This is a genomic window from Streptomyces longisporoflavus (assembly GCF_014649775.1).
GTDB lineage: Bacteria > Actinomycetota > Actinomycetes > Streptomycetales > Streptomycetaceae > Streptomyces > Streptomyces longisporoflavus.
The window spans coordinates 121,601-146,469 of sequence record NZ_BMTR01000005.1 but is presented as its reverse complement, the minus strand read 5'-3'; the positions used below and the strand labels follow the sequence as shown (position 1 = coordinate 146,469).

At 69.7% G+C, this 24,869-nt stretch carries 22 protein-coding genes; 16 read left to right on the top strand and 6 right to left on the bottom strand.

Translation table 11 applies throughout. The annotated features are described in order from the left end of the window. Positions 1-408 precede the first annotated feature (408 nt). Positions 409-3,141: a pyruvate dehydrogenase (acetyl-transferring), homodimeric type gene (aceE, locus tag IE226_RS12095; RefSeq protein WP_190081125.1), complete on the top strand. Its 2,733-nt coding sequence runs from the start codon at positions 409-411 to the stop codon at positions 3,139-3,141. 110 nt (positions 3,142-3,251) lie between these two features. Here the strand turns inward: aceE and IE226_RS12090 are convergent, their stop codons facing one another. Beyond that, positions 3,252-3,695, bottom strand: a complete 444-nt coding sequence (locus IE226_RS12090) for a peptidase inhibitor family I36 protein (protein WP_190081431.1) — start codon at positions 3,693-3,695, stop codon at positions 3,252-3,254. 208 nt (positions 3,696-3,903) lie between these two features. After that, positions 3,904-5,514 carry an MFS transporter gene (locus IE226_RS12085; protein WP_190081124.1) on the bottom strand — a complete coding sequence of 537 codons (1,611 nt, stop codon included), beginning with the start codon at positions 5,512-5,514 and terminating at the stop codon, positions 3,904-3,906. 203 nt (positions 5,515-5,717) lie between these two features. Here IE226_RS12085 and IE226_RS12080 point away from each other — a divergent pair, with 203 nt between their 5' ends. The 7 genes from IE226_RS12080 to IE226_RS12050 all read left to right on the top strand — a co-directional run bounded on the left by IE226_RS12080 (position 5,718) and on the right by IE226_RS12050 (position 13,590). Further along, entirely contained in the window at positions 5,718-6,335 is a 618-nt protein-coding gene (locus IE226_RS12080; protein ID WP_190081430.1) for a TetR family transcriptional regulator, read from the top strand. Between the two features lie 243 nt (positions 6,336-6,578). After that, the gene (locus IE226_RS12075; RefSeq protein WP_190081123.1) at positions 6,579-7,790 is read left to right on the top strand and encodes an alpha/beta hydrolase; all 1,212 of its coding nucleotides are present in this window, start codon (positions 6,579-6,581) and stop codon (positions 7,788-7,790) included. A gap of 66 nt (positions 7,791-7,856) precedes the next feature. Then, positions 7,857-8,747, top strand: coding sequence for a DUF4429 domain-containing protein (locus IE226_RS12070; protein WP_190081429.1), 891 nt, complete (start codon positions 7,857-7,859; stop codon positions 8,745-8,747). 208 nt (positions 8,748-8,955) lie between these two features. Beyond that, positions 8,956-10,326, top strand: a complete 1,371-nt coding sequence (locus IE226_RS12065; protein ID WP_190081122.1) for a sensor histidine kinase — start codon at positions 8,956-8,958, stop codon at positions 10,324-10,326. Next, positions 10,323-10,994: a response regulator gene (locus IE226_RS12060; RefSeq protein ID WP_190081121.1), complete on the top strand. Its 672-nt coding sequence runs from the start codon at positions 10,323-10,325 to the stop codon at positions 10,992-10,994. Before IE226_RS12065 ends, IE226_RS12060 begins: the two co-directional genes overlap by 4 nt. A gap of 149 nt (positions 10,995-11,143) precedes the next feature. Continuing rightward, a complete protein-coding gene (locus IE226_RS12055; protein ID WP_190081120.1) occupies positions 11,144-12,364 on the top strand; it encodes an alpha/beta hydrolase in 1,221 nt (406 codons plus the stop codon). Continuing rightward, positions 12,361-13,590, top strand: a complete 1,230-nt coding sequence (locus IE226_RS12050; RefSeq protein ID WP_190081119.1) for an acyltransferase family protein — start codon at positions 12,361-12,363, stop codon at positions 13,588-13,590. The genes IE226_RS12055 and IE226_RS12050 overlap by 4 nt, the downstream gene beginning before the upstream one ends. Before the next feature lie 206 nt (positions 13,591-13,796). On the opposite strand, the gene IE226_RS12045 is transcribed toward IE226_RS12050, so the two are convergent. Both IE226_RS12045 and IE226_RS12040 read right to left on the bottom strand, forming a co-directional pair. Next, on the bottom strand, positions 13,797-14,888 hold the full coding sequence (locus tag IE226_RS12045) for an aldo/keto reductase (protein WP_190081118.1): 1,092 nt from the start codon (positions 14,886-14,888) through the stop codon (positions 13,797-13,799). Positions 14,889-14,894: 6 nt separating this feature from the next. After that, positions 14,895-15,368: a MerR family transcriptional regulator gene (locus IE226_RS12040; RefSeq protein WP_190081428.1), complete on the bottom strand. Its 474-nt coding sequence runs from the start codon at positions 15,366-15,368 to the stop codon at positions 14,895-14,897. A gap of 315 nt (positions 15,369-15,683) precedes the next feature. On the opposite strand from IE226_RS12040, the gene IE226_RS12035 reads away from it, so the two are divergent. Continuing rightward, positions 15,684-16,175: a GNAT family N-acetyltransferase gene (locus IE226_RS12035; protein ID WP_190081117.1), complete on the top strand. Its 492-nt coding sequence runs from the start codon at positions 15,684-15,686 to the stop codon at positions 16,173-16,175. 19 nt (positions 16,176-16,194) lie between these two features. Further along, entirely contained in the window at positions 16,195-17,010 is an 816-nt protein-coding gene (locus IE226_RS12030) for a serine hydrolase domain-containing protein (RefSeq protein ID WP_190081116.1), read from the top strand. Between the two features lie 227 nt (positions 17,011-17,237). Here the strand turns inward: IE226_RS12030 and IE226_RS12025 are convergent, their stop codons facing one another. Next, positions 17,238-17,915 (bottom strand): pirin family protein, encoded by a 678-nt coding sequence (locus tag IE226_RS12025; RefSeq protein ID WP_190081115.1) that lies wholly within the window; start codon positions 17,913-17,915, stop codon positions 17,238-17,240. A 185-nt stretch (positions 17,916-18,100) separates the two neighbouring features. Between IE226_RS12025 and fasR the strand changes: the two genes are divergently transcribed. From fasR to fabF, 5 genes are all read left to right on the top strand, one after another. After that, positions 18,101-19,240 (top strand): fatty acid biosynthesis transcriptional regulator FasR, encoded by a 1,140-nt coding sequence (gene fasR / locus IE226_RS12020; RefSeq protein WP_190081427.1) that lies wholly within the window; start codon positions 18,101-18,103, stop codon positions 19,238-19,240. 89 nt (positions 19,241-19,329) lie between these two features. Beyond that, a complete protein-coding gene (locus IE226_RS12015; RefSeq protein ID WP_190081114.1) occupies positions 19,330-20,277 on the top strand; it encodes an ACP S-malonyltransferase in 948 nt (315 codons plus the stop codon). 17 nt (positions 20,278-20,294) lie between these two features. Continuing rightward, positions 20,295-21,326, top strand: coding sequence for a ketoacyl-ACP synthase III (locus tag IE226_RS12010; RefSeq protein ID WP_190081113.1), 1,032 nt, complete (start codon positions 20,295-20,297; stop codon positions 21,324-21,326). A gap of 97 nt (positions 21,327-21,423) precedes the next feature. After that, positions 21,424-21,675, top strand: a complete 252-nt coding sequence (locus tag IE226_RS12005) for an acyl carrier protein (RefSeq protein WP_190081112.1) — start codon at positions 21,424-21,426, stop codon at positions 21,673-21,675. 102 nt (positions 21,676-21,777) lie between these two features. Beyond that, entirely contained in the window at positions 21,778-23,040 is a 1,263-nt protein-coding gene (fabF, locus tag IE226_RS12000; protein WP_190081111.1) for a beta-ketoacyl-ACP synthase II, read from the top strand. 84 nt (positions 23,041-23,124) lie between these two features. Here the strand turns inward: fabF and IE226_RS11995 are convergent, their stop codons facing one another. Beyond that, entirely contained in the window at positions 23,125-23,619 is a 495-nt protein-coding gene (locus tag IE226_RS11995; RefSeq protein ID WP_190081110.1) for a DUF3145 domain-containing protein, read from the bottom strand. 303 nt (positions 23,620-23,922) lie between these two features. Here IE226_RS11995 and IE226_RS11990 point away from each other — a divergent pair, with 303 nt between their 5' ends. Continuing rightward, on the top strand, positions 23,923-24,831 hold the full coding sequence (locus IE226_RS11990; RefSeq protein ID WP_190081109.1) for an SGNH/GDSL hydrolase family protein: 909 nt from the start codon (positions 23,923-23,925) through the stop codon (positions 24,829-24,831). The last annotated feature ends 38 nt before the right edge of the window (positions 24,832-24,869 follow it).

The following is a 24,869-nucleotide window of genomic DNA, read 5'->3' as shown; positions in this document are numbered from 1 at the left end:
TGTTTTCGGGAATGCCTTCACCCACGCGCGTGCGCGGGACATTGGCGGTAGTCCACACGGGCGGACCGGATCGCGCAAGTACCCGGCCGTCAAGACCGCTGAAACGGTGACGTTCCCGGCCGTGTCGCCGCAACTCAAGGCCCACCTGCCAGATCCTTCTCTGCTCGCACTCCGCTCGTACTTCGCTCGCGCGAAAACCGGTCGGAACCGGGCTCCGAACGGCCTTACGAACCGGCTAGGCAGGATGGGCGTATCGTTGCGATTTGGTCGAGCCTACCCCAGGGCCGCCGGGCGGGCGCCTCGGTTACCTCTGAGTAGAGATGACGATTACGCCTACTCGGTACACGATGGGGAACGTCTCACAGCCAGGCAGAACCCAGGCGAAAGCCCCAACAGCGAAGGAACAGCGTGGCTTCCGGATCCGATCGCAACCCGATCATCATTGGCGGCCTGCCGAGTCAGGTCCCGGACTTCGATCCCGAAGAGACCCAGGAGTGGCTCGACTCCCTCGATGCCGCGGTGGACGAACGCGGCCGCGAGCGGGCCCGCTACCTGATGCTCCGGCTTATCGAACGCGCGCGCGAGAAGCGCGTCGCCGTGCCTGAAATGCGCAGTACGGACTACATCAACACGATCGCCACCAAGGACGAGCCGTTCTTCCCCGGCAACGAGGAAATCGAACGCAAGGTCCTGAACGCGACCCGCTGGAACGCCGCGGTGATGGTGTCGCGCGCCCAGCGCCCCGGCATCGGGGTCGGCGGCCACATCGCCACCTTCGCCTCCTCCGCCTCGCTCTACGACGTGGGCTTCAACCACTTCTTCCGTGGCAAGGACGAGGGCGACGGCGGCGACCAGATCTTCTTCCAGGGGCACGCCTCCCCCGGCATCTACGCCCGCGCCTTCCTCCTCGACCGGCTCTCCGAGCAGCAGCTCGACGCGTTCCGCCAGGAGAAGTCGAAGGCACCGAACGGGCTCTCGTCCTACCCGCACCCGCGTCTGATGCCGGACTTCTGGGAGTTCCCGACCGTCTCCATGGGCCTCGGCCCCCTCGGCGCGATCTTCCAGGCGCGGATGAACCGCTACATGGAGGCGCGCGGCATCGCCGACACCTCCAAGTCGCACGTCTGGGCCTACCTCGGCGACGGCGAGATGGACGAGCCCGAGTCGCTCGGCCAGCTCTCCATCGCCGCCCGCGAGGGCCTGGACAACCTCACCTTCGTCGTCAACTGCAACCTCCAGCGCCTCGACGGCCCGGTGCGCGGCAACGGCAAGATCATCCAGGAGCTCGAGTCCCAGTTCCGCGGCGCCGGCTGGAACGTCATCAAGCTGGTCTGGGACCGCAGCTGGGACCCGCTGCTCGCGCAGGACCGCGACGGCGTCCTGGTCAACCGGCTCAACACCACGCCCGACGGCCAGTTCCAGACGTACGCGACCGAGACCGGCGCATACATCCGCGACCACTTCTTCGGCGACGACCACCGCCTGCGCGCCATGGTCGAGAACATGACCGACGAGCAGATCCTGCACCTCGGCCGCGGCGGCCACGACCACAAGAAGGTCTACGCGGCCTACGCGGCCGCCAAGGCCCACAAGGGCCAGCCGACCGTCATCCTGGCGCAGACGGTCAAGGGCTGGACCCTCGGCCCCAACTTCGAGGGCCGCAACGCGACCCACCAGATGAAGAAGCTGACGGTCGACGACCTCAAGGGCTTCCGCGACCGCCTGCACATCCCGATCACGGACAAGCAGCTGGAGGACGGCGCCCCGCCGTACTACCACCCGGGCCGTGACTCGGAAGAGATCCAGTACATGCACGACCGCCGCCAGGGCCTCGGCGGCTACGTACCGACCCGCGTCGTCCGCGCGAAGCCCCTCCCGCTTCCCGAAGACAAGACGTACGCGACCGCGAAGAAGGGTTCGGGCCAGCAGTCGATCGCCACCACCATGGCATTCGTCCGCATCCTGAAGGACCTCATGCGGGACAAGGAGATCGGCAAGCGCTTCGTGCTGATCGCCCCCGACGAGTACCGCACGTTCGGCATGGACGCCTTCTTCCCGAGCGCGAAGATCTACAACCCGATCGGCCAGCAGTACGAGTCGGTCGACCGCGAACTGCTCCTGGCCTACAAGGAGTCCCCGACCGGCCAGATGCTGCACGACGGCATCTCCGAGGCCGGCTGTACGGCCTCGCTGATCGCCGCGGGCTCGGCCTACGCCACCCACGGCGAACCGCTGATCCCCGTGTACGTCTTCTACTCGATGTTCGGTTTCCAGCGCACCGGCGACCAGTTCTGGCAGATGGCCGACCAGCTGGCCCGCGGCTTCGTGCTCGGCGCCACCGCCGGCCGCACGACGCTGACCGGCGAGGGCCTCCAGCACGCGGACGGCCACTCGCAGCTGCTCGCCTCGACCAACCCGGCCTGCGTCGCCTACGACCCGGCCTTCGGCTACGAGATCGCGCACATCGTCAAGGACGGCCTGCGCCGGATGTACGGCCCCGACAGCGAGGACGTCTTCTACTACCTCACCGTCTACAACGAGCCGATCCAGCACCCCGCCGAGCCCGCCGACGTGGACGTCGACGGCATCCTCAAGGGCATCTACCGCTTCAAGACGGGCGAGCAGGGCGCGATCCCGGCACAGATCCTCGCCTCCGGTGTCGCGGTCCCGTGGGCGGTCGAGGCCCAGCAGATCCTCGCTTCGGAGTGGAACGTCAAGGCGGACGTCTGGTCGGCGACCTCCTGGAACGAGCTGCGCCGCGAGGCGGTCGACGTGGAGCGCCACAACCTCCTGCACCCCGAGGAGGAACAGCGCACCCCGTACGTGACACAGAAGCTGTCCGGCGCCGAGGGTCCGTTCGTGGCCGTCTCCGACTGGATGCGGAGCGTCCCCGACCAGATCTCCCGCTGGGTCCCCGGCACCTACCAGTCCCTGGGCGCCGACGGCTTCGGCTTCGCGGACACCCGCGGCGCCGCCCGCCGCTTCTTCCACATCGACGCGCAGTCGATCGTGGTCGGCGTGCTGACCGAGCTGGCCCGTGAGGGCAAGCTCGACCGCTCCGTGCTGAAGCAGGCCATCGACCGCTACCAGCTGCTCGACGTCACGTCGGCCGACCCGGGTGTTGCCGGAGGCGATGCCTAGGCCGCGCGGTACCAGCAGCGCGTTAGATCAGCGAGTAGGTCGTCCGGAGGGCGGCGGGGCAGCGGCTCCCGCCGCCCTCCGGCGTTTCCTGTGCCGCCGCGCGTCATCGGTCAGCTCTCCCAGACCTTGAACGCCCGTACGCGATAGGGCGATTCGGGGAGCCAGGTGCCTCCCCCCGGATATGTGTCGAACTCACCGGTCTCGCCGCACTCGGCGGACTGATACGTGGTGACCGGCCGGCCCGTGCGGTTGGCGAGAGCTTGAGCGCTGCCCCCCTCCGGCAGCGCTACGCAGCTCTCGATGTCGATCCCGGACAGCTCGTACGTCTGCCGGGCGCCCTTGAACTGCGCCTTCCCCCACAGACAGAGCTCTCCCGGCCCGCAACTGGCGAGCCCGGGTGGCGCGGCGGCCCGCGCATTCTTGGCAGGTGTCGCGACTCCGGCCTTGGCCAGCGGTGTCGTTGCTCCGGCCTCGGCGAGCGGTGTCGCGGCCCCGGCGGGTACGGGGGCCAGGATCACCGAGGCGAGCGCGGCGGCGGCGAAGGTCGTGGGCATGGTCGTACGCATCTTCATCAACTCCCGTTTCGTGTCGATCACTTGCGAGAACTGTGACCCACTCGCTAGCGCCGTCGGAAGGGGTACGAATGTGCGTCACCCAGATAGGCGAAAGCCCCCCAGTCGAACCCTGAGGGGCTTTCCCTGATGCGCGGCCCGGCGGGATGGCAGCGCGCCGTGGCGGCTGCCCGCCCGGACGCCGTCGCGGCTAGATGTGTCCGACCCCGGCGCCCGCCTCGGCGTTGGCGCCTCGCTTGGTCATGGTGGCGACCAGGGCCGCGACGACGGCGACGACGCCGGCGACGGTGAAGGCCAGGCCCATGCCGGACACGAACGTGTCGTGCGCGACCTTGGTGATCGCCTCGGCGACCGGCTCCGGCGTCTTCGGCGGAACCGGGGCCCCGCCCATCTCGATGGCGCCGGACGCCTGGTCGAGCTGGTCCGGCGTCAGGGGCGGAAGCTTGGCGTCCGCCCAGTTCGCGGGAAGCTCTTCGTCGACCCTGGAGGCCATCACCGCGCCGAGCACCGCCGTGCCGAGAGCGCCGCCGACCTGCATGCCGGCCTGCTGCAGACCGCCTGCCACGCCGGAAAGCTCCAGCGGGGCGTTGCCGACGATGACCTCGGTGGCTCCCACCATCACGGGCGCGAGGCCGAGGCCCATCATGGCGAGCCAGAGCGACATGGGCAGCGTCGCGGTGTCCGTCGTCATCGTGGACATGCCGAACATCGCGACGGCCGTGGCCACCATGCCGCCGACGAGCGGGACGCGCGGACCGAACTTGGTGATGAGCGCACCGGCGATGGGCGACGAGACGATCATCATGGCCGTCAGCGGCAGAAGATGCAGTCCGCTGTCGACCGGGCTCATCCCATGGACGTTCTGCAAGTAGAACGTGACGAAGAACAGCCCGCCCATGAAGGCGAAGGCCATGAGGACCATCAGGACCACGCCCGCGGACAGCGGGATGGACTTGAACATGCCCAGCGGGATGAGCGGTTCCTTGACCTTCGTCTCCCAGAAGGCGAAGAGGGCGAAGAGAACCACCGCGCCCGCCAGGAAGAGCAGCGTCCTGGAACTGCCCCAGCCCCACTCGGAGCCCTTGATGAGGGAGAGGATCAGCGCGAACATGCCGCTCGACAGGAGGACGATGCCGGGGATGTCGAAGGACTTCGGCGCGTTCTCCGCGCGGTGGTCCTTGAGGATCACCAGGCCGAGGACGAGGGCGATGACGCCCACGGGCACGTTGATGAAGAACACCGACTGCCAGCTGACGTGCTCGACGAGCAGACCGCCGACGATCGGGCCGCCCGCGGTCGAGGCGCCGATGACCATGCCCCAGATGCCGATCGCCATGTTCAGCTTCTCGGCGGGGAAGGTGGCGCGCAGCAGGCCGAGCGCGGCCGGCATCAGCAGGGCTCCGAAGAGGCCCTGGAGCACACGGAAGGCGACGACCAGGCCGACGCTGCCGGAGAACCCGATCGCTCCGGAGGCCACGGCGAAGCCCGCCACGCCTATGAGGAAGGTCTGCCGGTGGCCGAACCGGTCACCGAGCTTGCCGGCGGTGATCAGCGCGACGGCGAGCGCGAGGAGGTAGCCATTGGTGATCCACTGGACACCGGCCATCGTGGTGCCGAGGTCACTGGCGATGGCGGGGTTGGCGATCGCGACGATGGTGCCGTCCAGGGCGACCATCATCACGCCGATCGCGACGGAGAAGAGCGTCAGCCAAGGGTGGCCGCGGAGCCCCTTGGCCGGGGCCGGAGCGGACGATGGCTCCGGCGCCTTGTCCGCCTTGTCGACGGTGATCTGACTAGTCATACGTTCGAGGCTAGTGTCAGCCGCTGACAGTTGACAAACCAATTCACAAGTCGGTAACTGTCACGTAGCTCACAGGTAAGCTGAGTCGGTCAAAACGGCGGAAAGAAGGCCAGGGTGTGAGGACCGAGCAGCGAGCGGCGGACCCCGCGAAACCGCAGGCCGATGCCTCCGGAAGCGTCTCCGACGAGCCCTCCCGCCCCGGGCTGCGCGAGCTCAAGAAGCAGCGCACCCGAGACGCCCTCCTGCGCGCCGCGCTCGAACTCTTCACGACCAAGGGGTACGAGGAGACGACGGTCGACGAGATCGCCGAAGCCGTCGACGTCTCGCAGCGCACGTTCTTCCGGTACTTCACCAACAAGCAGGAGACCGCCTTCGCCGTCCAGGAGATGGTGGAGCAGCGATTCGTGGAGACACTGCGCGAACGCCCCGCCGAGGAGACGCCGTTCGTGGCTCTGCGCAGGGCCGTCATGGGCGCCTGGGACGCGTTGGGGAAATCCATCGAGGAGGTCGTCCCCGTCGAACTCCACATGCGGACCTACCAGATGATCGAGTCCACCCCTTCCCTGCTCGCCGCCCACCTGCGCCGCTCCATCGAGATGGAGGAGGAGATCGCGCGCGTGATCGCCGAGCGCGAGGGACTCGACCTGGACGCGGACCCGCGACCTCGCGTGGTGGTGGCCGCCTTCAGCGGCGTGATGCGCACGACCGGACGACTGTGGGGCGCGGGCGAGGACTCCAGCGTGGAATCGATCCGCGCCATCACCGAGACACATCTCGACCAGCTGGGACCCTCATTGGCGGAGAACTGGCGCGCAGAGTAACGGAGCGTGTACGCAGCACCGTTCACCCGGCAGATCGAAACGTCGAACAAATCAACACGGTGAGTATCGACTGATGCACCATCAGTAGGCATTCACCCGAGGCGCACTGCGTTCAACCACCACCTACGGAGTGTTACGGAAGCGCTTCGAGTGCGCCCGCTATGCCTCAATCACCCCACAGGAAACGTGATCTACCTCACCCAGTGCACGGTGGGCATCACGATTCTCCTAGGGTGTCCCGTAGTGACTTCCTTCGACTCCTCCCCTCAACTCAGCGCCTGGCGCGCCCTGCTTGCGCTCGCCGTCGTGTTCGTCATGTTGGCGACCACGGGCTGGACGGCAGTACGCCACCACAAGGACGCCGCATCGCCGCTCGCAGCCTCGCTCTCCGCCTGGGAGAGCGGGCACATCAACGGACGTGCCCTGCCTGACGCCAGTGGCCCTGCCCGCAAGCTGGCCCACTTCTTCGCCTCGCTGGACGCACGACAGCGCAACCGTCTCGCCGCCCGCTATCCCCTTGCGGTCGGCAACATGAACGGCGCCCCCGTAGAGCTGCGATATCGCGCGAACCGCATCGCCCTGGACCAGGCGCGCAAGACCGAACAGCAGCGCGTGCACGACAAGCGCCTCTCCCCGATCGGGCAACAGGAGGCGGAGCGCAGAATGAAGCGCTTCGGCGTGATGATGCGCCCTGAGCGGCATGTCTTGTCCTTCGATCCCATGGGGTCGGGTCGTATCGCCGAGGTCTTCGGAGACCTCGACCGGGCTTCCCGGGTGTCGGTCGTGGTGCCCGGAGTGGACACGAATCTGCTGACCTTCGAGCGGACGAACCGCAAGTACTCCGCGCCCGTCGGCATGGCCAAGGCCCTGTACCGCGCGGAGCAGTCGGCCAGTCCACGCGCGCGTACCGCCGTGATCGCCTGGGCCGACTACACCGCGCCCATCGGCCTCGGTGTCGACGCGGCCACGTCCATGCGCGCGGACGAAGGCGCGATCCGGCTCAACTCTCTGGTGCGCGGACTGCCGGGCCACTCACCTGTTGCTCTGTACTGCCACAGCTACGGCTCGGTGGTGTGCGGCGTCGCCGCGCGGCAGCTGCCCTCCCGGGTTTCCGACATCGCGGTCGCGGGCAGCCCCGGAATGCGCGCCGACACCGCGGCGCAGCTGGGCACGGGTGCCCGCGTCTGGGCCACCAGGGACGGCGACGACTGGATCCAGGATGTACCAAACATGGAGGTCGGCGGGCTCGGTCACGGTGCCGATCCCGTCTCCAGGGACTTCGGCGCGCGCGTGCTGTCCGCACGGGGCGCGATCGGCCACACCGGCTATTTCGAGCCGGGCACGGAGAGCCTCAGGAACTTCGCCGACATCGGAGTTGGTTCGTACCGTTCGGTGCGGTGTGCGAGCGGGGACAACGCTTGCCGGAAGGAATTTTCCGGCACGACAGTGGCCTGACGCGCGTAGAAATCGACGAAACAGCGGCACGCCGCAGGAGGGACGGAGGCGCGCGTGCCGCCTACGATGAGCCGCATGGGTGATGTACTGGCCGGATTTCACGCCGCCTGGGAGTTCGAGTCCGACTCCGTGCTCATCCGCTTCGAACGGGGAATCCGCACACCGAAGCTCTTCCAGGCACTCGGTGAACGCCGCATCCCCCACGAGGCGATCGCGGCGGTGACACTTACTCCCGGCAAGCGCGGGACGGTAGTCCTGCACGCCGTGCCCAGACCGGGCGCGGATCCGCTGATGGAGGCGGCCGCGGGCCAGCTCAAGGACGGCTGCGACCCGTATCGACTCGTGCTGCCCGCCGAGCGGGAGACACTCGCCGAGTACTACGCGGACGAGCTGCGGGCCCAGCTCACCCAGGACGACTGCGGGCCCCCGGACCGCTATCTGGTGGCGCCCCCGGAGACCCCGCTGCAGTTCAAGGCGTACGACGGCAAGGCGTCCTTCGACGGCAAGTCGGTGGCCTTCCGGTGGTTCTGGACGGGCGCCTCGTCGGCGAAGTGGAAAGCCGGCGACCAGAGCTTCCTGGTCACGGACCTGAGCGGCGTCGAGTGGCGCTCTCCCGAGGTCTTCGAGGGTCATCTGCGGCTGCTGCGCCGTGAGACCCCGGTCGCCCAGCCCGCGCAGGCGGACCAGGATCCCGCGGCCGTCGTCTTCGGTCTCGGGTACGGCCCGGTGCACGAGTCACTGCCCTTCGCGGCGTCGGTACTCGCCGCGGTGCGGGCGTCGGGCCCGGCCCTGGCGTCCGGTATGACGCCCGGCGCGGTCCCCGTCGCCGCCCAGACACGCAGCGACCCGGCGGACATCGCGGAACGCATCCGGCACCTGGGCGAGCTGCACCAGTCCGGTCTGCTCACGGACGAGGAATTCACCACGAAGAAGGCCGAGCTGCTGGCAGAGCTGTGAGCCGGTCGGGGGCTTTGGGCTACGGCTACGGCTACGGCTACGGCTACGGCTACGGCTACGGCTACGGGCCAAAGCCTATGGGCTGGGCGTCGGTCACGGCTCATACCGGGGTATGGCCTCAGGCCCGGTTCATACCCCGGTATGAGGTGCAGATCAGCTCCGCAGTACGACGGCGCGAGGCGTGCTTCTTGCCTACGCTGATCAGGCCATGAGCAGCGCATCGACACCACCCGAGCCCGACCGGGATCCTCACCGGCCGGCCACCGAGCCGGACGGACACCGGGTCACCCTTCAGCGTGCGGCCGCGGGCGTCCGCGAAGGGCTCGGCAGGGCCGGCTCCTTCCTCTCGACTCCCTCGGGACAGGCGGAGCCGCTCCTCGCCCGGGCGCCCAAGCGCTGGATGCGACTGCTGCCCCTGGTCGTCGCGCTGGGCTTCGTCGCGGCACTCATCCCGGTCACCGTCCAGGTACTGACGAACGACTACGGGGTGGACGGCGGCCTGGCGGGTGCCCTGGGCGTCGCCCAGGCCGCGCCGCTGCTCTTGGCGGTCAGCCGCCCGTTGGCCGCTTGGTGCATCATGATCGTCGCGGATGTCCTCGGGGCGATCGTGACCCTCTCCACGGGCGACGACCGGCCGGCCCCCTGGACCGCCATGATCGTCGTTGGCTACGTGGTCGTGTGCCTCCTGCTCTCCCTGCGTGAGAGCCGCCGCACCCTTCTGGGCATCTGGCTGGTCACCGTCGTCGTGAGCCTCGTCCTCGGCGCGTTCCGGGACGAGGGCAGTCAGGACAGCAGCGTGTTGCTGATCGTGCTGAGCGGTGTCGCACTGCTGCTCGGGGCGCTGCTGCGCGAGCGTGGTGAGCAGCAGCGCAGGCTCGTCGAGCAGGAGACGATCAGCGAGGCCGAGCGCGCCCGACGGACCCTCCTCGAGGAACGTGCCCGCATCGCGCGGGAGTTGCACGACGTCGTCGCGCACCACATGTCCGTGATCACCGTGCAGGCCGATTCCGCGCCCTATCGCATCGACGGCCTCCCGGAAGCCGCCCGGGAGGAGTTCGGGAGCATCGCCACCAGCGCCCGTGAATCCCTCACCGAGATGCGAAGGCTGCTGGCCGTACTGCGCAGCGAGGACACTCCGGGCGAGCGGGCCCCGCAGCCAGGGCTCAGCAGACTGCCGCATCTGGTCGAGGCGACGGTGCGCGCCGGTATACCCATCGATCTGTCGCGCCCCGAACTGTCCGTGCTGACGCAGCTGGCCGACGTCACACCGGCCGTCGACCTGTCCGCGTACCGCATCGTCCAGGAAGCCCTGTCAAACGTGATGCGGCACGCGCCGGGAGCGCACACCACCATCACCGTGACCCTGGACGAGGAGCATTTGCTGATTCTGGTGGTGAACGGCCCGCCCACCGGAACACCCGACACGTTGGAGCACGGCGGCACAGGTCACGGTCTCGTCGGCATGCGCGAACGCGTACGGTTGGTCGGCGGCACGGTCGACGCCGGCCCGCTGCCCGACGGCGGGTTCCGTGTAGCGGCCCAACTCCCCCTCATCAAGAAGGAACCCGGCACCGCATGACCATCCGCGTGATCATCGTCGATGACCAGAACATGGTGCGGGCCGGCTTCGCCGCACTCCTCGCGGCCCAAAGCGACATCGACGTCGTGGGCGAGGCGCCGAACGGCAAGGTGGGGGTGGACGTCAGCCGCAAAACCCACCCTGATGTCGTCCTGATGGACGTCCGCATGCCGGAGATGGACGGAATCACGGCGGCGCGCGCCCTGTTGGAGCCTCCGCCCGGCGTGGTGCACGTGCCGAAGGTACTGATGCTCACCACCTTCGACGTGGACGACTACGTGTACGAGGCGCTGTGCACCGGGGCCTCGGGCTTCCTCCTCAAGGACGCCCCGCCGGCCGATCTCATCTCGGCGGTGCGTGTGGTGGCGGCGGGTGAGGCTCTCCTCGCTCCTACGGTGACGCGCCGTCTGATCACGGACTTCGTCAAACGGCGACCGCGCACCGGCCAGTCATTGCGGCTGAAGGGCCTGACACCGCGTGAGACCGAGGTGTTGGCGCTGATCGCGCGCGGCCTGTCCAACCAGGAGATCGCCGAGCACCTGGTGCTCGCCGAGCAGACGGTGAAGACCCATATCGGCAAGGTCCTCTCCAAGTTGAACCTGCGGGACCGCGCGCAGGCCGTGATCTTCGCCTATGAGTCGGGCCTCATCACGCCCGGAGAGCAGTAGGCCCTCTCTCCCATACCGCGGTATGACCTCCACATACCCAGGTATCAAGCGCTAGTTGGCACCCCAGTGTGAGGTGCCGGTGGGCACCGTCTCCCTACTTTTCCCTCGTCACGCCAGAGCGTGCCACGAGTTGGGGAGGGAGACGGGCCATGCGCCTTCGTTCTTGGAAAGCCCGCAGGAGCTGGAAGAACCGCGGCAGGCGGACGCTGATCGCCGTGGCGCTCACGACAACCGTCGTGGCCGGTACGACCGGTTGGGCCGTCGGCAGCGAACAGCAGCCGCTCACGGGCCCGCCACCGGGCACACAAGCCTGGCGCGCGGACCATACGTGGGGGGTGCGGCTGCCCGACCCGGCGACCACGACCCCCGCCCGGGTCGCCGCGTTCTTCGATTCGTTGAGCGAGGCCGAGCAGCAGAGCCTCGCCCGGAAGCACCCCTCGGTCGTCGGCAACCTGGACGGCGTCCCGACCGCCTTGCGGTACGAGGCGAACTCCCTGGCCCTCAAGGCCGAGCGCGCCCACGAGAAGGCCCGCGAGAGCGAGCCGGGCCTGACTTCGCAGGATCACGAGCAGTCCCGGTCCCTCGTCGCGCGCTATGAAGAGCTCCTGGAACCCGGTCGGCGGATACTCGCTTTCGACCCGCGCGGCAGGGGGCAGGTGGCAGAGGTCTACGGAGACTTGGCCCTCGCGAAACACGTGTCCGTGGTCGTGCCGGGCTCCGACATGGACCTGAGCACCTTCGACCGCTCGAAGGACAGGTACGGCACGCCCGCCGGGATGGCCCGCTCCCTGCGTGCCACAGCGGGAAGCGACACCGCCGTGATCGCCTGGGTCGGGTACACCACTCCGGTCGGTCTCGGCCCCGACGCGGCGACGGGACGGCTCGCAGAGGCCGGCGCACCCCGGCTCACGCGGTTCGTACAGGGTCTGACGGCATCCGGTATGCCACGCCCCGCCGTCTTCTGCCACAGCTACGGCTCGGTGGTGTGCGGCCTGGCGGCTCCCCGCCTTGCGGCGTCCGACCTGGTGGCGCTCGGCTCACCCGGCATGCGTGCGGACAGCGTGGCGGATCTGCACACCTCCGCCCGCGTCTGGGCGGCCAAGGACGACAGCGACTGGATCGGTGACGTCCCGAACGTCGAGCTGTTCGGCCTCGGCCACGGCGAGGACCCGGCAGAGCCCGCATTCGGCGCCCGCCCCGTCCCCGCGGAACGAGCCAAGGGCCACACCGGCTACTTCGCGCCGGGGACGGATTCCCTGCGGGCCTTCGCCGCCATCGCGCAGTCCACCTCCACCGGCACACAGGACGAGGGCTCCGGCACCGGCGCACCTGCCGCCGGTCTCCGCCCTGCCGGAGAGGGGCAGTCATGAGTCTCGATCCGCTGACCACCCTGCGCAGGACGACGTCGGAGATCGACGCCAGGACGCCCGCCCATCGTGACCGGGCCATCGACGGGCTGCGTGCGCTCGCCCTGCTCGCCGTGCCGACCGGACACTGGCTGCTCGGCGGATTCACGCTGGACGCGGGCGGCGCGCTGCACAATGCCAGCCCCCTGGCTTCGTTCGGCTTCTTCGCGCCGCTCAGCTGGGTGCTGCAGATGCTCGGCATCTTCTTCCTGGTCGGCGGCCATGCCTCCGTCCTGTCGTATCGACGGGCGGCGGCGCGCGGTGAGCCGGCCAGGCGCTGGCTTCGCGGGCGGGTGGCGCGTCTGGGCCGGCCGGTTCTCGGGGTGACGGCCGTCTGGGCCGCGTTGATACCGGTCCTCTACGCGATGGGCGTGCCGGGCACGACACTGCGCACGGGGTCCACGCTGGTGATACAGCCGCTGTGGTTCGTCGGGATCTATGCGGTCGTCACCGCGCTCACCCCGTGGTGCGTCAAGGCGGCCGCTCGGCTAGGTGCCTGGTCCGCGGCGCCCCTGCTCGGCTCGGTGGCCGTCGTCGACTTCCTGCGCTACGGCCCGTTCGGTGACGCCGTGCCGTCCTGGCTGAGTCTGCTCAATCTGCTGCCCGGCTGGCTGTTCGCCTATCAACTGGGCGTCAGCTGGGGCGAGAAGAAGCTGGGCAGGCGGGGCGCGTGGCTGCTGCTCACCGGAGGGACGGCCCTCTTCGCCGCTCTGCTGCTCGCCTTCCACTATCCGGCGTCGATGGTCGGCGTTCCGGGCGAGGCACGGACGAATTCGCATCCCCCGTCTCTGCTGGTCCTGGCGCTGGCTGCCGCTCAGAGCGGCGCGGCGGTCCTGTTGCACGAGCGCATCGGCAGGTTGCTGCGCAGGCCCGCCCTCTGGGCACCGGTCGTCGCGATCAATCTGTCGGCGATGACGATCCTGTGCTGGCATCAGACGGCGATGCTCGCAGCGGCCGTGCCCGGCTCGTTTCTCGGCGGCACGGTGCCGGGGCTGACGGCGGGTCCGGACACCTGGGGCTGGATAGCCGCCCGGGTCGCCTGGCTTCCGGTCTTCGGAGCGCTTCTGCTGCTGATAGGCCGGTACGCCCGTGGCTTCGAGGCACCGTGGAAGCGTGCCACGCACATGCGACGGGCTCTGGCCGGGCTCCTGGCGGCCGGGTTCGCGGTCTTCGCGCTGGGGCTGGCATGAGCAGCGGGAGCGCGCGGCATTCCAGCCCGCCGGCAGCCCCGGTCGGACGCGGGCAACACGGCAAAGGCGCCCGGGAGCCGGAGCAAGAGCCGCAGCCGCAGCCGCAGCAAGAGCCGCAGCAGAAGTCGCAGCGCCTCGCCGGGCGGGGGCAGCCGTTGTGGCACGGCGGCCAACCCCTGTCTCCCGGCGGAGGAGCCTGTCGCTCGCTACTCGCGGCCGGCCGAAGTGAAGGTCATGTCGGCGTAGCGGTCGCCTGCGACCCGGGCGGCGATGGGGTCGAGGAGGGCGAGTTCGGAGGCGGTGAGTTCGAGGCGGGTGGCCGCGGTGTTCTCCTCGACGCGGGTGCGCTTGCGGGTGCCGGGGATCGGCACGACCGCCAGTCCACGGGCCCGGGCCTGCTGCTGGACCCAGGCGAGGGCGACCTGGCCGAGGCTCGCGCCATGGGCGTCGGCGACGGTGCGGACGGGTTCGAGGAGGGCCGCGTTGGCGGTGGCGTTGTCGCCGGTGAAACGGGGCTGCTGGCGGCGGAAGTCGCCCTCGTCGAGCTCCTTTTCGGCGCTGACGAACGAGCCGGTGAGGAAGCCGCGGCCGAGCGGAGAGTAGGGGACGAGACCGACACCGAGCTCGGCGGCGACGGGTACCACACCCTGCTCGATGTCACGGCTGAAGAGCGACCACTCCGACTGGAGGGCGGCGATGGGGTGGACGGCTTGGGCGGCGCGGAGTTCGGGGCCGGTGACCTCGCTGAGGCCGAGGTGCTTGACCTTGCCCGCGGCGACCAGTTCGGCCATCACGCCGACGGTTTCCTCGATCGGTACCTGCGGGTTGCGGCGGTGCATGTAGTAGACGTCGATGACGTCCACGCCGAGGCGTTGGAGGCTGGCGTCGATGCAGGCGCGGATGTAGGAGGGGTCGTTGTTGATGATCCGCTTGGTCGAGTCGTTCGGGTCGATGGACAGGGCGAATTTGGTGGCGATGACCACCTCGTCGCGGTGGGCCTTGAAGAAGGGAGCGAGGAACTTCTCGTTCTCGCCGGCGGCGTAGGCGTCGGCGGTGTCGTAGAAGGTGACACCCAGTTCGAGGGCGCGCTCCAGGGTCGCCCGGGCCTCCTGCGCGTCGGTGGGGCCGTAGGCGAAGCTCATGCCCATGCAGCCGAGTCCCTGGACACCGACTTCGGGGCCGCCCGTCCCGAGCTGCACCTTCCCGATCGGGTCGGGGTTCTTGCCCGCGGCGCCTGGCGTGCCAGCCGTCGCAGCCGTCTCGGGGGTGGCGGGGGTGTCGGGCGTTTTGGCGGTCATCAGTTCTCAGAGCCTCTCCGACGCCGGGCGGGCGTCAGCGTAAAAGTTGATCTTGTAGTCGAGGACGGCGAGCGTGTCCTGGAGTTCCGTGATGCGGGTGCGGACGTCGCGGCGGGTCTGCTCGAGGAGTTCCTGGCGCTCGCTGAAGGTGTGTTCGCCCTCGCGTACCAGCTCGGCGTAACGGACCATGTCCGCCACCGGCATGCCGGTCAGGCGGAGCTTGCCGACGAAGGTGAGCCAGTCGAGATCGCGGTTGCGGTAGCGGCGCTGGCCCGTGTGGGAGCGGTCGATGTGCGGCATCAGGCCGATGCGCTCGTACCAGCGCAGGGTGTGCGCGGTCAGGCCGACGAAGGCGACGACCTCGCTGATCGTGTAGCGGTCCTGCCCGTTCGGGCGGGGATGCGCGGAGGGTGCCGAGGCGCAGCTGTCCGCCTTGGTGCCGGTGCCGTCGGTGCTTCCGGCCCCGCCAGCGCTTCCGATGCCCCGGGTACTGCCGACACCGCCAACGCTTCCAGCCCCGACGGCGCTACCAGTGCCCTCGGCGCTTCCGGCGCCTTCCGCACTGCCCGTGCCCTCGGCACTGTCCGTGCCCCCGGCGGCACCGGAGGTCGGCTTCGTCTTGTCCCGTGCGGGGCCCGGGGCGCGGGCGGTCTCGGTCTCCATCACCGTCATGACCACCACGCTAGAACCTTGGAGTGCGCTCCAAGCAAGCAGAACCGGGGAGAAATATGTGACGGAAACAAATCTTCGGGAAATCGGGCGACGCCGCTGCGGGCGGTGGCTACGGTGCCGATCATGAGTGTTGTACGTCGCGCCACGCCAGAGGATGCCGAGGAACTGCTCAGGCTGCGGCAGGTGATGATCGACTCGGTGTTCGCCGGCCGTTCGGCAGCCGGAGCGGCCGACTCCGACACCGGGTGGCACGCCGAGTCCATTGCCGTCGTACGGGACAAGCTGGCTGATCCGGAGGGCGACTTCGCCGCCTTCGTCGTCGACCAGCCCGGTCGGCCGGGCAAGCTGGCGGCGCTGGTGGTGGGGACGCTGGACTACCGCATCGGGCGGGCCGGTAATCCACGGGGCGTCATCGGCCACGTGTTCAGTGTCGCCACCGATCCGGAGCACCGGCGGCGTGGGTATGCGCGGGCGTGCATGGAGGTGCTCCTCGACTGGCTCCGGGAGCGGGGTGCGGGGAGCGTGGATCTCAATGCGTCGGCGGAGGCCGAGCCCTTGTATGCCTCGCTGGGTTTCGTGCGCAAGCCCGACCCCTCGATGCGGCTGAGCCTGTAGGGCGCATAGGCTCGTACACATGCAGAGCCTGGCGTTGATCGAGAACTGGCCGGTCCCCACCGCTGCCGCCGCCGTCGTTCGCGCGGACGGCACGGTCGTCGGGGCGCACGGACCCACCGGGCACCGTTTCGCGCTCGCTTCGGTCACCAAACCGCTGGCGGCGTACGCGGTGCTCGTGGCGTACGAAGAGGGGGCCGTCGAGCTTGACGAGCCCGCCGGGCCCGAGGGATCGACGGTGCGGCATCTCCTTGCGCACACCAGTGGTCTGGCGTTCGACGAGCACCGGGTGATGGCGCCTGCCGGGACGCGGCGGCTGTACTCGAACGCGGGCTTCGAGGTTCTCGGGGATCACATCGCCAAGGCGACGGACATTCCCTTCGGGGAGTATCTGCGACAGGCCGTGCTCGAGCCGTTGGGGATGGCGGCCACCTCGCTCGACGGGGGTGCGTCGCCCGCCAAGGACGGGGTGTCCACGGTTGACGACCTGATGAAGTTCGCCGCCGAGGTGCAGGCTCCGCGGTTGCTCGATCCGCGAACGGTGGCCGAGGCGATGTCCGTAGTGCATCCGGGGCTCAAGGGTGTGCTTCCCGGTTACGGGCATCAGAGCCCCAATGACTGGGGGCTCGGGTTCGAGATCCGGGACTCCAAGTCGCCGCACTGGACGGGGAGTTCGTCGTCGCCTCGGACGTTCGGGCACTTCGGGCAGGCGGGGACGTTCCTCTGGGTCGATCCCGATGCGGGGGCGGCGTGTGTCGCTCTGGCGGATCGAGCGTTCGGGCCGTGGGCCGTCGAGGCGTGGCCGCCGTTCACCGATGCGGTGCTTGCCGAGCTGTAAGGGGCCCTCCCCTGCGCGTTCTGCAAGGTCCCCTCCTCTGCACGTTCTGAAAGGGCCCTCCCCTGCGCGTCGCGGGGTTATACGGCCCTGAGCAGCGCCCAGTACCCAGCAGTGCCCCTGCAGCCCAGCCTCCGCAAGGAGCTTTTCCGCAGCCCGGCGGGGCGGGGTGCCGTCGCTGTGCCCACCCGTGCCGCCCCAGCGGCACGACTGCCCACAGCCGCGCGGGTCTACCTCCCCGCCATCTCCCACACCAGCAGCTCCGCACCACCATCGCCACCACCCCCCGGCGACGACACCGCCTCCAAGCCCTCGGCGCCCGTGATCCGGGCCGCGTCGCCGGAGAGCAATTTCTCGCCGCCCAGAGCGACTTCGCCGCGTACGACGTGGACGTACGCGAAAGGGGCGTCCGGGATCGCGGTGCGTTCGCCCGCGCCGAGTCTGCGGACGTGGAGGAGCGCGCCCGCCGCCGGGACGGCGTACGGCGTGGAGTCCGCGATGCCGTGCACCACCTCGTAGGACGGCTCGCCGCCCGGCGTCAGCGGGGAGAGCCACATCTGGAGGAAGACCAGGGGCACCGCGCCGTCATTGCGTTCCACATGGCGGACGCCGCCCGCCGCGCTCAGATGCTGCACGTCACCGGGCCGCACGACCGATTCGTGCCCGGCCGAGTCCCGGTGGGTCAGTTCGCCTTCCGTCACCCAGGTCACGATCTCGGTGTGGCTGTGCGGGTGTTCGCCGAAGCCCGCGCCGGGCGCGAGCCGCTCTTCGTTGCAGGCCAGGACCGCGCCGAAGCGGACGTTGTCCGGGTCGTAGTGCGGCCCGAAGGAGAAGGCGTGGAAGGTCTCGATACCGGCGCCGGGCTCCCCGCCGCGGTACCGGCCGCCGGAGCGCCGTACATCAATCACACACCCCACGTTAGACCCGGCACCGCACACCCCCGTCCCGATAAGGCAGTCTTGTCCCCGTGCCCGAACCCTCTGCGAACGAAGCCCGCCAGGACGCCCATCAGGCAGACCACGAGGAAGCCGCGCGCCACGAGGAGGCCGCCCGCCAGGACGCGCACCGCAAGGCGCACGCGCACTCAGCCACGCTGAAGCGCCTCGAACAGTCATCCGGCAGCCTCGCGGCGCAGGCCATCGCGCGCATGGACGAGACGCTCTCCTGGTACCGGGCGATGCCCCCGGAGAACCGCTCCTGGATCGGCCTGGTGGCGCAGGCGGGTATCGCCGCCTTCACCGAGTGGTTCCGGCATCCCGATGCCCCCCAGGCCATCTCGACCGACGTCTTCGGCACCGCCCCGCGCGAGCTGACCAGGGCGATCACCCTGCGCCAGACCGTCGAGATGGTGCGTACGACGATCGAGGTGATGGAGTCCGCGATCGACGAGGTCGCGGCGCCGGGCGACGAGTCCGTGCTCCGCGAGGCGCTCCTCGTCTACGCCCGCGAGATCGCCTTCGCCACCGCGCAGGTCTACGCGCAGGCCGCCGAGGCACGCGGTGCCTGGGACGCCCGCCTGGAGTCGCTGGTGGTGAACGCCGTGCTCTCCGGGGAGGCCGACGAGGGGGCGGTGAGCAGGGCCGCCGCACTCGGCTGGAACTCCCCAGAGCACGTCTGCGTCGTGCTCGGTACCGCTCCCGACGGCGACAGCGAACTCACCGTCGAGGCCATCCGCCGCGCCGCGCGGCACGCCAAGCTGCAGGTCCTTACCGGTGTGCTCGGCGACCGTCTTGTCGTCATCGCGGGCGGCAGCGACAATCCGCTGCATGTCGCCAAGGGCCTGATCGGGCCCTACGCCGCCGGGCCCGTCGTCGCGGGCCCCATCGTCCCCGACCTGCTCGCCGCCACCCGGTCCGCGCAGGCCGCGGCCGCCGGACTCAAGGCCTGTGCCGCCTGGCAGGACGCCCCGCGTCCCGTCCTGGCGGACGATCTCCTGCCGGAGCGCGCGATCGCGAGCGATCCCGCCGCTCGTGAGCAGTTGGTGGAGGAGATCTACAGACCACTGGAGGAAGCGGGCTCCGCGCTCCTGGAGACGCTCAGCGTCTATCTGGAACAGGCCAGCAGCCTCGAAGGGGCCGCCCGGATGCTCTTCGTGCACCCCAACACCGTGCGCTACCGGCTGCGACGTGTGACAGACGTCACCGGCTGGTCACCCTCCGATGTGCGCTCCGCATTCACGCTGCGGATCGCGCTGATCCTGGGGCGTCTGGCCGACGGAGATCTCCAACCGTAGGATTTTGTCGGGCCCCTACAATTCCCCCAGCGGTTCTTCGTCCCTGTCCCCACGGGCGGCTCCCACCGTCCACAAGAGAGAGTGTGAGAGTGCTCGTACTCGTCGCTCCCGGCCAAGGCGCCCAGACGCCCGGCTTCCTGACCCCCTGGCTCGACCTCCCCGGCGCCGCAGACCGCCTCGCCGCCTGGTCGGACGCCATCGGGCTCGACCTTGCCCACTACGGCACGCAGGCCGACGCGGACGCCATCCGCGACACCGCCGTGGCCCAGCCGCTGCTCGTGGCCGCCGGTCTGCTGTCCGCCGAGGCACTCGGTGACGCCCTCGCCGCGAACAAGCCCGGCGCGGTCGCGGGACACAGCGTCGGCGAGATCACCGCGGCCGCGTACGCGGGTGTGATCGGCGACGAGGCCGCGCTCCGTCTGGTCCGTACGCGCGGTCTGGCGATGGCCGACGCCGCGGCGGTCACGGAGACCGGTATGGCCGCCCTGCTCGGCGGCGACCCCGAGGTCACCGTCCCGCACCTGGAGAAGCTCGGCCTGACGCCGGCGAACGTGAACGGCGCGGGGCAGATCGTCGCCGCGGGCACCGCGGAGCAGATCGCCGCGCTCGCCGAGGACAAGCCCGAGGGCGTGCGCCGCGTCGTACCGTTGAAGGTGGCGGGCGCGTTCCACACGCACCACATGGCTCCCGCGGTCGCCACGCTCGAGGAGGCCGCCAAGTCCCTCGACCCGGCCGACCCGAAGCTGACGTACGTCTCGAACCGCGACGGCCGGGCCGTGCCGAACGGCGCGGAGATCGTGTCCCGCCTGGTGGGCCAGGTGGCCAACCCGGTGCGCTGGGACCTGTGCATGGACACGTTCAAGGACCTCGGCGCCACGGCGATGATCGAGTTGTGCCCCGGCGGCACGCTGACCGGTCTCGCCAAGCGCGCTCTGCCCGGCGTTCGGACGGTGGCCCTCAAGACCCCCGACGACCTCGACGCCGCTCGTGAGCTCATCGCCGACACCGCATCCGCCGCCGACGCGGCGGGTGCCTGAGAAGGAGCCAGGAGAGCATGTCGAAGATCAAGCCCAGTAAGGGCGCCCCGTACGCGCGCATCATGGGTGTCGGCGGCTACCGCCCGACTCGTGTCGTGCCCAACGAGGTGATCCTCGAGACGATCGACTCGTCCGACGAGTGGATCCGCTCCCGCTCCGGCATCGCGACCCGCCACTGGGCCTCCGACGAGGAGACCGTGGCCGCGATGTCCGTCGAGGCCTCCGGCAAGGCGATCGCCGACGCGGGCATCACCCCGGAGCAGATCGGCGCGGTCGTCGTCTCGACCGTCTCGCACTTCAAGCAGACCCCGGCCATCGCGACCGAGATCGCGGACAAGATCGGCGCGGGCAAGCCCGCCGCGTTCGACATCTCCGCGGGCTGCGCCGGCTTCGGCTACGGCCTCACGCTCGCCAAGGGCATGATCACCGACGGTTCCGCGGAGTACGTCCTGGTCATCGGCGTCGAGCGGCTGAGCGACCTGACCGACCTGGAGGACCGCGCCACGGCCTTCCTGTTCGGTGACGGCGCGGGCGCCGTGATCGTCGGTCCGGCCACGGAACCGCAGATCGGCCCCACCATCTGGGGCAGCGAGGGCGACAAGTCCGAGACCATCAAGCAGACCGTGGCGTGGAACGACTTCCACGTCGGCGATGTCTCGAACCTGCCTCTCGACAGCAGGGGCAACATCAAGTTCCCCGCGATCACGCAGGAGGGCCAGGCGGTCTTCCGCTGGGCCGTGTTCGAGATGGCGAAGGTCGCTCAGCAGGCGCTGGACGCGGCCGGGATCACCGCGGACGACCTGGACGTCTTCATTCCGCACCAGGCCAACGAGCGGATCATCGACTCGATGGTGAAGACTCTCAAACTGCCGGAACACGTCACGGTCGCCCGTGACGTGCGCACCACCGGCAACACGTCGGCAGCCTCGATCCCGCTCGCGATGGAGCGGCTCCTGGCGACCGGCGAGGCGAAGAGCGGCGACACCGCGCTCGTCATCGGCTTCGGGGCAGGTCTCGTGTACGCCGCCACGGTCGTTACCCTCCCCTAGGCATCCCGTCCGGATCATCCGGTCCGTACGGCTGTAACCAACCTGCCGCTGCCGCGGCGGGCGCCACACCCTCTGGATACATAGAAGGAGCGCCAACATGGCCGCCACTCAGGAAGAGATCGTCGCCGGTCTCGCCGAGATCGTGAACGAGATCGCCGGCATCCCGGTCGAGGACGTCCAGCTGGACAAGTCCTTCACCGACGACCTGGACGTCGACTCGCTGTCCATGGTCGAGGTCGTCGTCGCCGCCGAAGAGCGCTTCGACGTCAAGATCCCGGACGACGACGTCAAGAACCTCAAGACGGTCGGCGACGCGACCAGCTACATCCTCAAGCACCAGGACGCCTGATCAGGTTCCGCTGCTGAAGCAACAGGCCTGACCAAGGCTGCTCTGCTGTCGCCACCCGGCGGTGGCGCCGCTGATCCCCTCAACACCGTGGAGAATTTTCCTGTGAACTCGACCAATCGCACCGTGGTCGTCACCGGTATCGGCGCAACCACACCGCTGGGTGGCGACGCAGCCTCGACCTGGGAGGGCCTGATCGCGGGCCGTTCCGGTGTCAGTCTTCTCGAACAGGACTGGGCCGCCGAGCTTCCGGTCCGCATCGCGGGCCAGATCGCGGTGGAGCCGGGCGAGATCATTCCCCGGCCGCAGGCCCGCAAGCTGGACCGTTCGGCGCAGTTCGCGCTGATCGCGGCCAAGGAGGCCTGGGCCGACGCGGGTTACACCGCGAAGGCCGGCGAGGACACCTCCGTCGACCCGCACCGCCTCGGCGCGGTCATCGCCTCCGGCATCGGCGGCGTGACCACCCTGCTCGACCAGTACGACGTGCTCAAGGAGAAGGGCGTACGCCGCGTCTCCCCGCACACCGTGCCGATGCTGATGCCCAACTCGCCTTCGGCCAACGTCGGCATCGAGCTCGGCGCCCACGCGGGCGTCCACACCCCGGTGTCGGCCTGCGCCTCGGGCGCCGAGGCCATCGGCTACGCGATCGAGATGATCCGCACCGGCCGCGCCGACGTCGTCGTCGCGGGCGGCACGGAGGCGGCGATCCACCCGCTGCCGATCGTCGCGTTCGGCAACATGATGGCGATGTCCAAGAACAACGACGACCCGCAGGGCGCCTCGCGCCCCTACGACGTCGACCGCAACGGCTTCGTGCTCGGCGAGGGCGCCGGCGTGATCGTCCTGGAGTCCGAGGAGCACGCCAAGGCCCGCGGCGCCAAGATCTACGCGGAGGCCGTCGGCCAGGGCATCTCGGCCGACGCCCACCACATCACGCAGCCCGAGCCGTCCGGCAACGGCATCGCGGCGGCGCTGCAGAACCTCATCGACGGCACGGACCTCAAGCCCGCCGAGATCGTGCACGTGAACGCGCACGCGACCTCGACGCCGCAGGGTGACGTCGCCGAGATCAAGGCGCTGCGCAAGGCCTTCGGCGACGACGTCGACCACATGGCGATCGCCAGCACCAAGTCCATGACCGGTCACCTGCTCGGTGGCGCGGGCGGCGTGGAGACCGTGGCCACGGTCCTCGCGCTGAAGCACCGCATGGCCCCGCCGACGATCAACATCGAGAACCTCGACCCCGAGGTCGACGCGGACGTCATCCGTGACGAGGCCCGCGCACTGCCCGAGGGCAGGATCGCGGCCCTGAACGACTCGTTCGGCTTCGGCGGCCACAACGTGGTCCTCGCGTTCCGGACCGTCTGAGAGACCGGCTGAGCAACTGCCTGTACGTGACGAAGGGCCCCCACCGCTCGGTGGGGGCCCTTCGCCGCGTGCACCGCAAGCAGCTCAGACGACCTGGTGCAGCCAGCGCACCGGAGCGCCCTCTCCCGCGTACCGGAAAGGCTCCAGCTCGTCGTCCCAGGGCTTGCCGAGCAGTTTGGCCAGCTCGGCCTCCAGGTCGCTCTCGCCGCCCTTGGAGCGGGCCAGGGCGGCGCGCAGCCGGTCCTCCGGGATGAGGATGTCGCCGTGGATGCCGGTGACCGCGTGGAAGATCCCGAGGTCGGGCGTGGCGCTGTACCGCTCGCCCTCGGCGGTGGCACACGGTTCGGAGGTGACCTCGAAGCGCAGCAGCTGCCAGCCGCGCAGGGCGGAGGCGAGTTTGGAGGCGGTGCCCACCGGGCCGCGCCAGGAGAACTCCGATCTCCAGCTGCCGGGCGCCGCCGGCTGTCTGATCCAGTCGAGGTTGACGCGCGCGCCGAGGACGCCCGCGACTGCCCATTCGACGTGCGGACACAGCGCGCGCGGTGCGGAGTGCACGTACAGAACTCCACGTGTCGTCACCGGGACCTCCAGTGTGGGTCGAGGTTCGCCTTCCCCAGCGGCCTCGCGCCCGTGCCGAGCGTTGCGGCCCCGAATCCGGGAAACTCCCGAAAACGGGACAGATGTGACGTGATGTAATTTAGCGGAACCGAGAGAGCCGGGTGCCACTGGGTGGCGAGGCTACCGTGCGGCGGGGCAAGGAGTGTGACGTACCGTCGGTCCCAAGGCCAGGAACCACCCACCATTCACTCGCAGGTGCGCCGAAACGGCGCGGTCGGCCTACGGCTACCGGATCGGCCTTACGGCAACAGAGGGGACCCGAGGATGCGGAATCGAAGTCACCGCCCGCGTGCCGCCGTCGCCATGGCCACGGCGGTTCTTCTCGGCGCCGGCGCGCTCACGGCGTGTGACGCCTCCGGCGGCGACACCCCCGCGCCCAAGGGACCGTCGGCGCAGAAGCCCTCCCCCAAGCCCACCCCGACCTGGGACACGAGCCCTGACTCCCTGGCGGCTGTCGGCGACTCCATCACCCGCGGCTTCGACGCCTGCTCGGTGCTCGCCGACTGCCCCGAGGCGTCCTGGGCGACCGGCACGGACTCCGAGGTGCGCAGTCTCGCCACGCGCCTGTTCGGCAGGGAGCGGGCCGCCGACCACAGCTGGAACCACGCCAAGACCGGGGCGCGCATGGCCGATCTCCCCGGCCAGGTCGAGCAGGCCGTGGCCGACCGCCCCGAGCTGATCACGGTGATGGCGGGCGCGAACGACGCCTGCCGCCCCTCGGTGGACTCCATGACGCCGCTCACGCAGTTCCGCGCCGACTTCGAGAAGGCCATGCGCACGCTGCGGCGCGAGCTTCCCAAGACCCAGGTGTACGTCAGCTCGGTGCCGGATCTGATGCGGCTCTGGTCCCAGGGGCGCACCAACGCGCTGGGCAAGCAGATCTGGAAGCTGGGCATCTGCTCCTCGATGCTGGCGGACCCGGACGCGCGGGACGCGGCGGCGACGGAGCGGCGGGAGACGGTGCAGGGCCGGGTGGTCGCGTACAACAAGGTGCTCGAGGAGGTGTGCGCGAAGGACCTGCGCTGCCGGTACGACGGCGGCGCGGTCTTCAAGTACCGCTTCGACGGCGACCAGTTGAGCCGCTGGGACTGGTTCCACCCCAGCAAGAACGGCCAGTCGCGCCTGGCCGAACTGGCCTACCGGCAGGTGAAGGCCGAGGATCCCGAGGGTTGATACCGGCGGTCGCGGGTGCCGCGGCCCGGCGTAGGGTC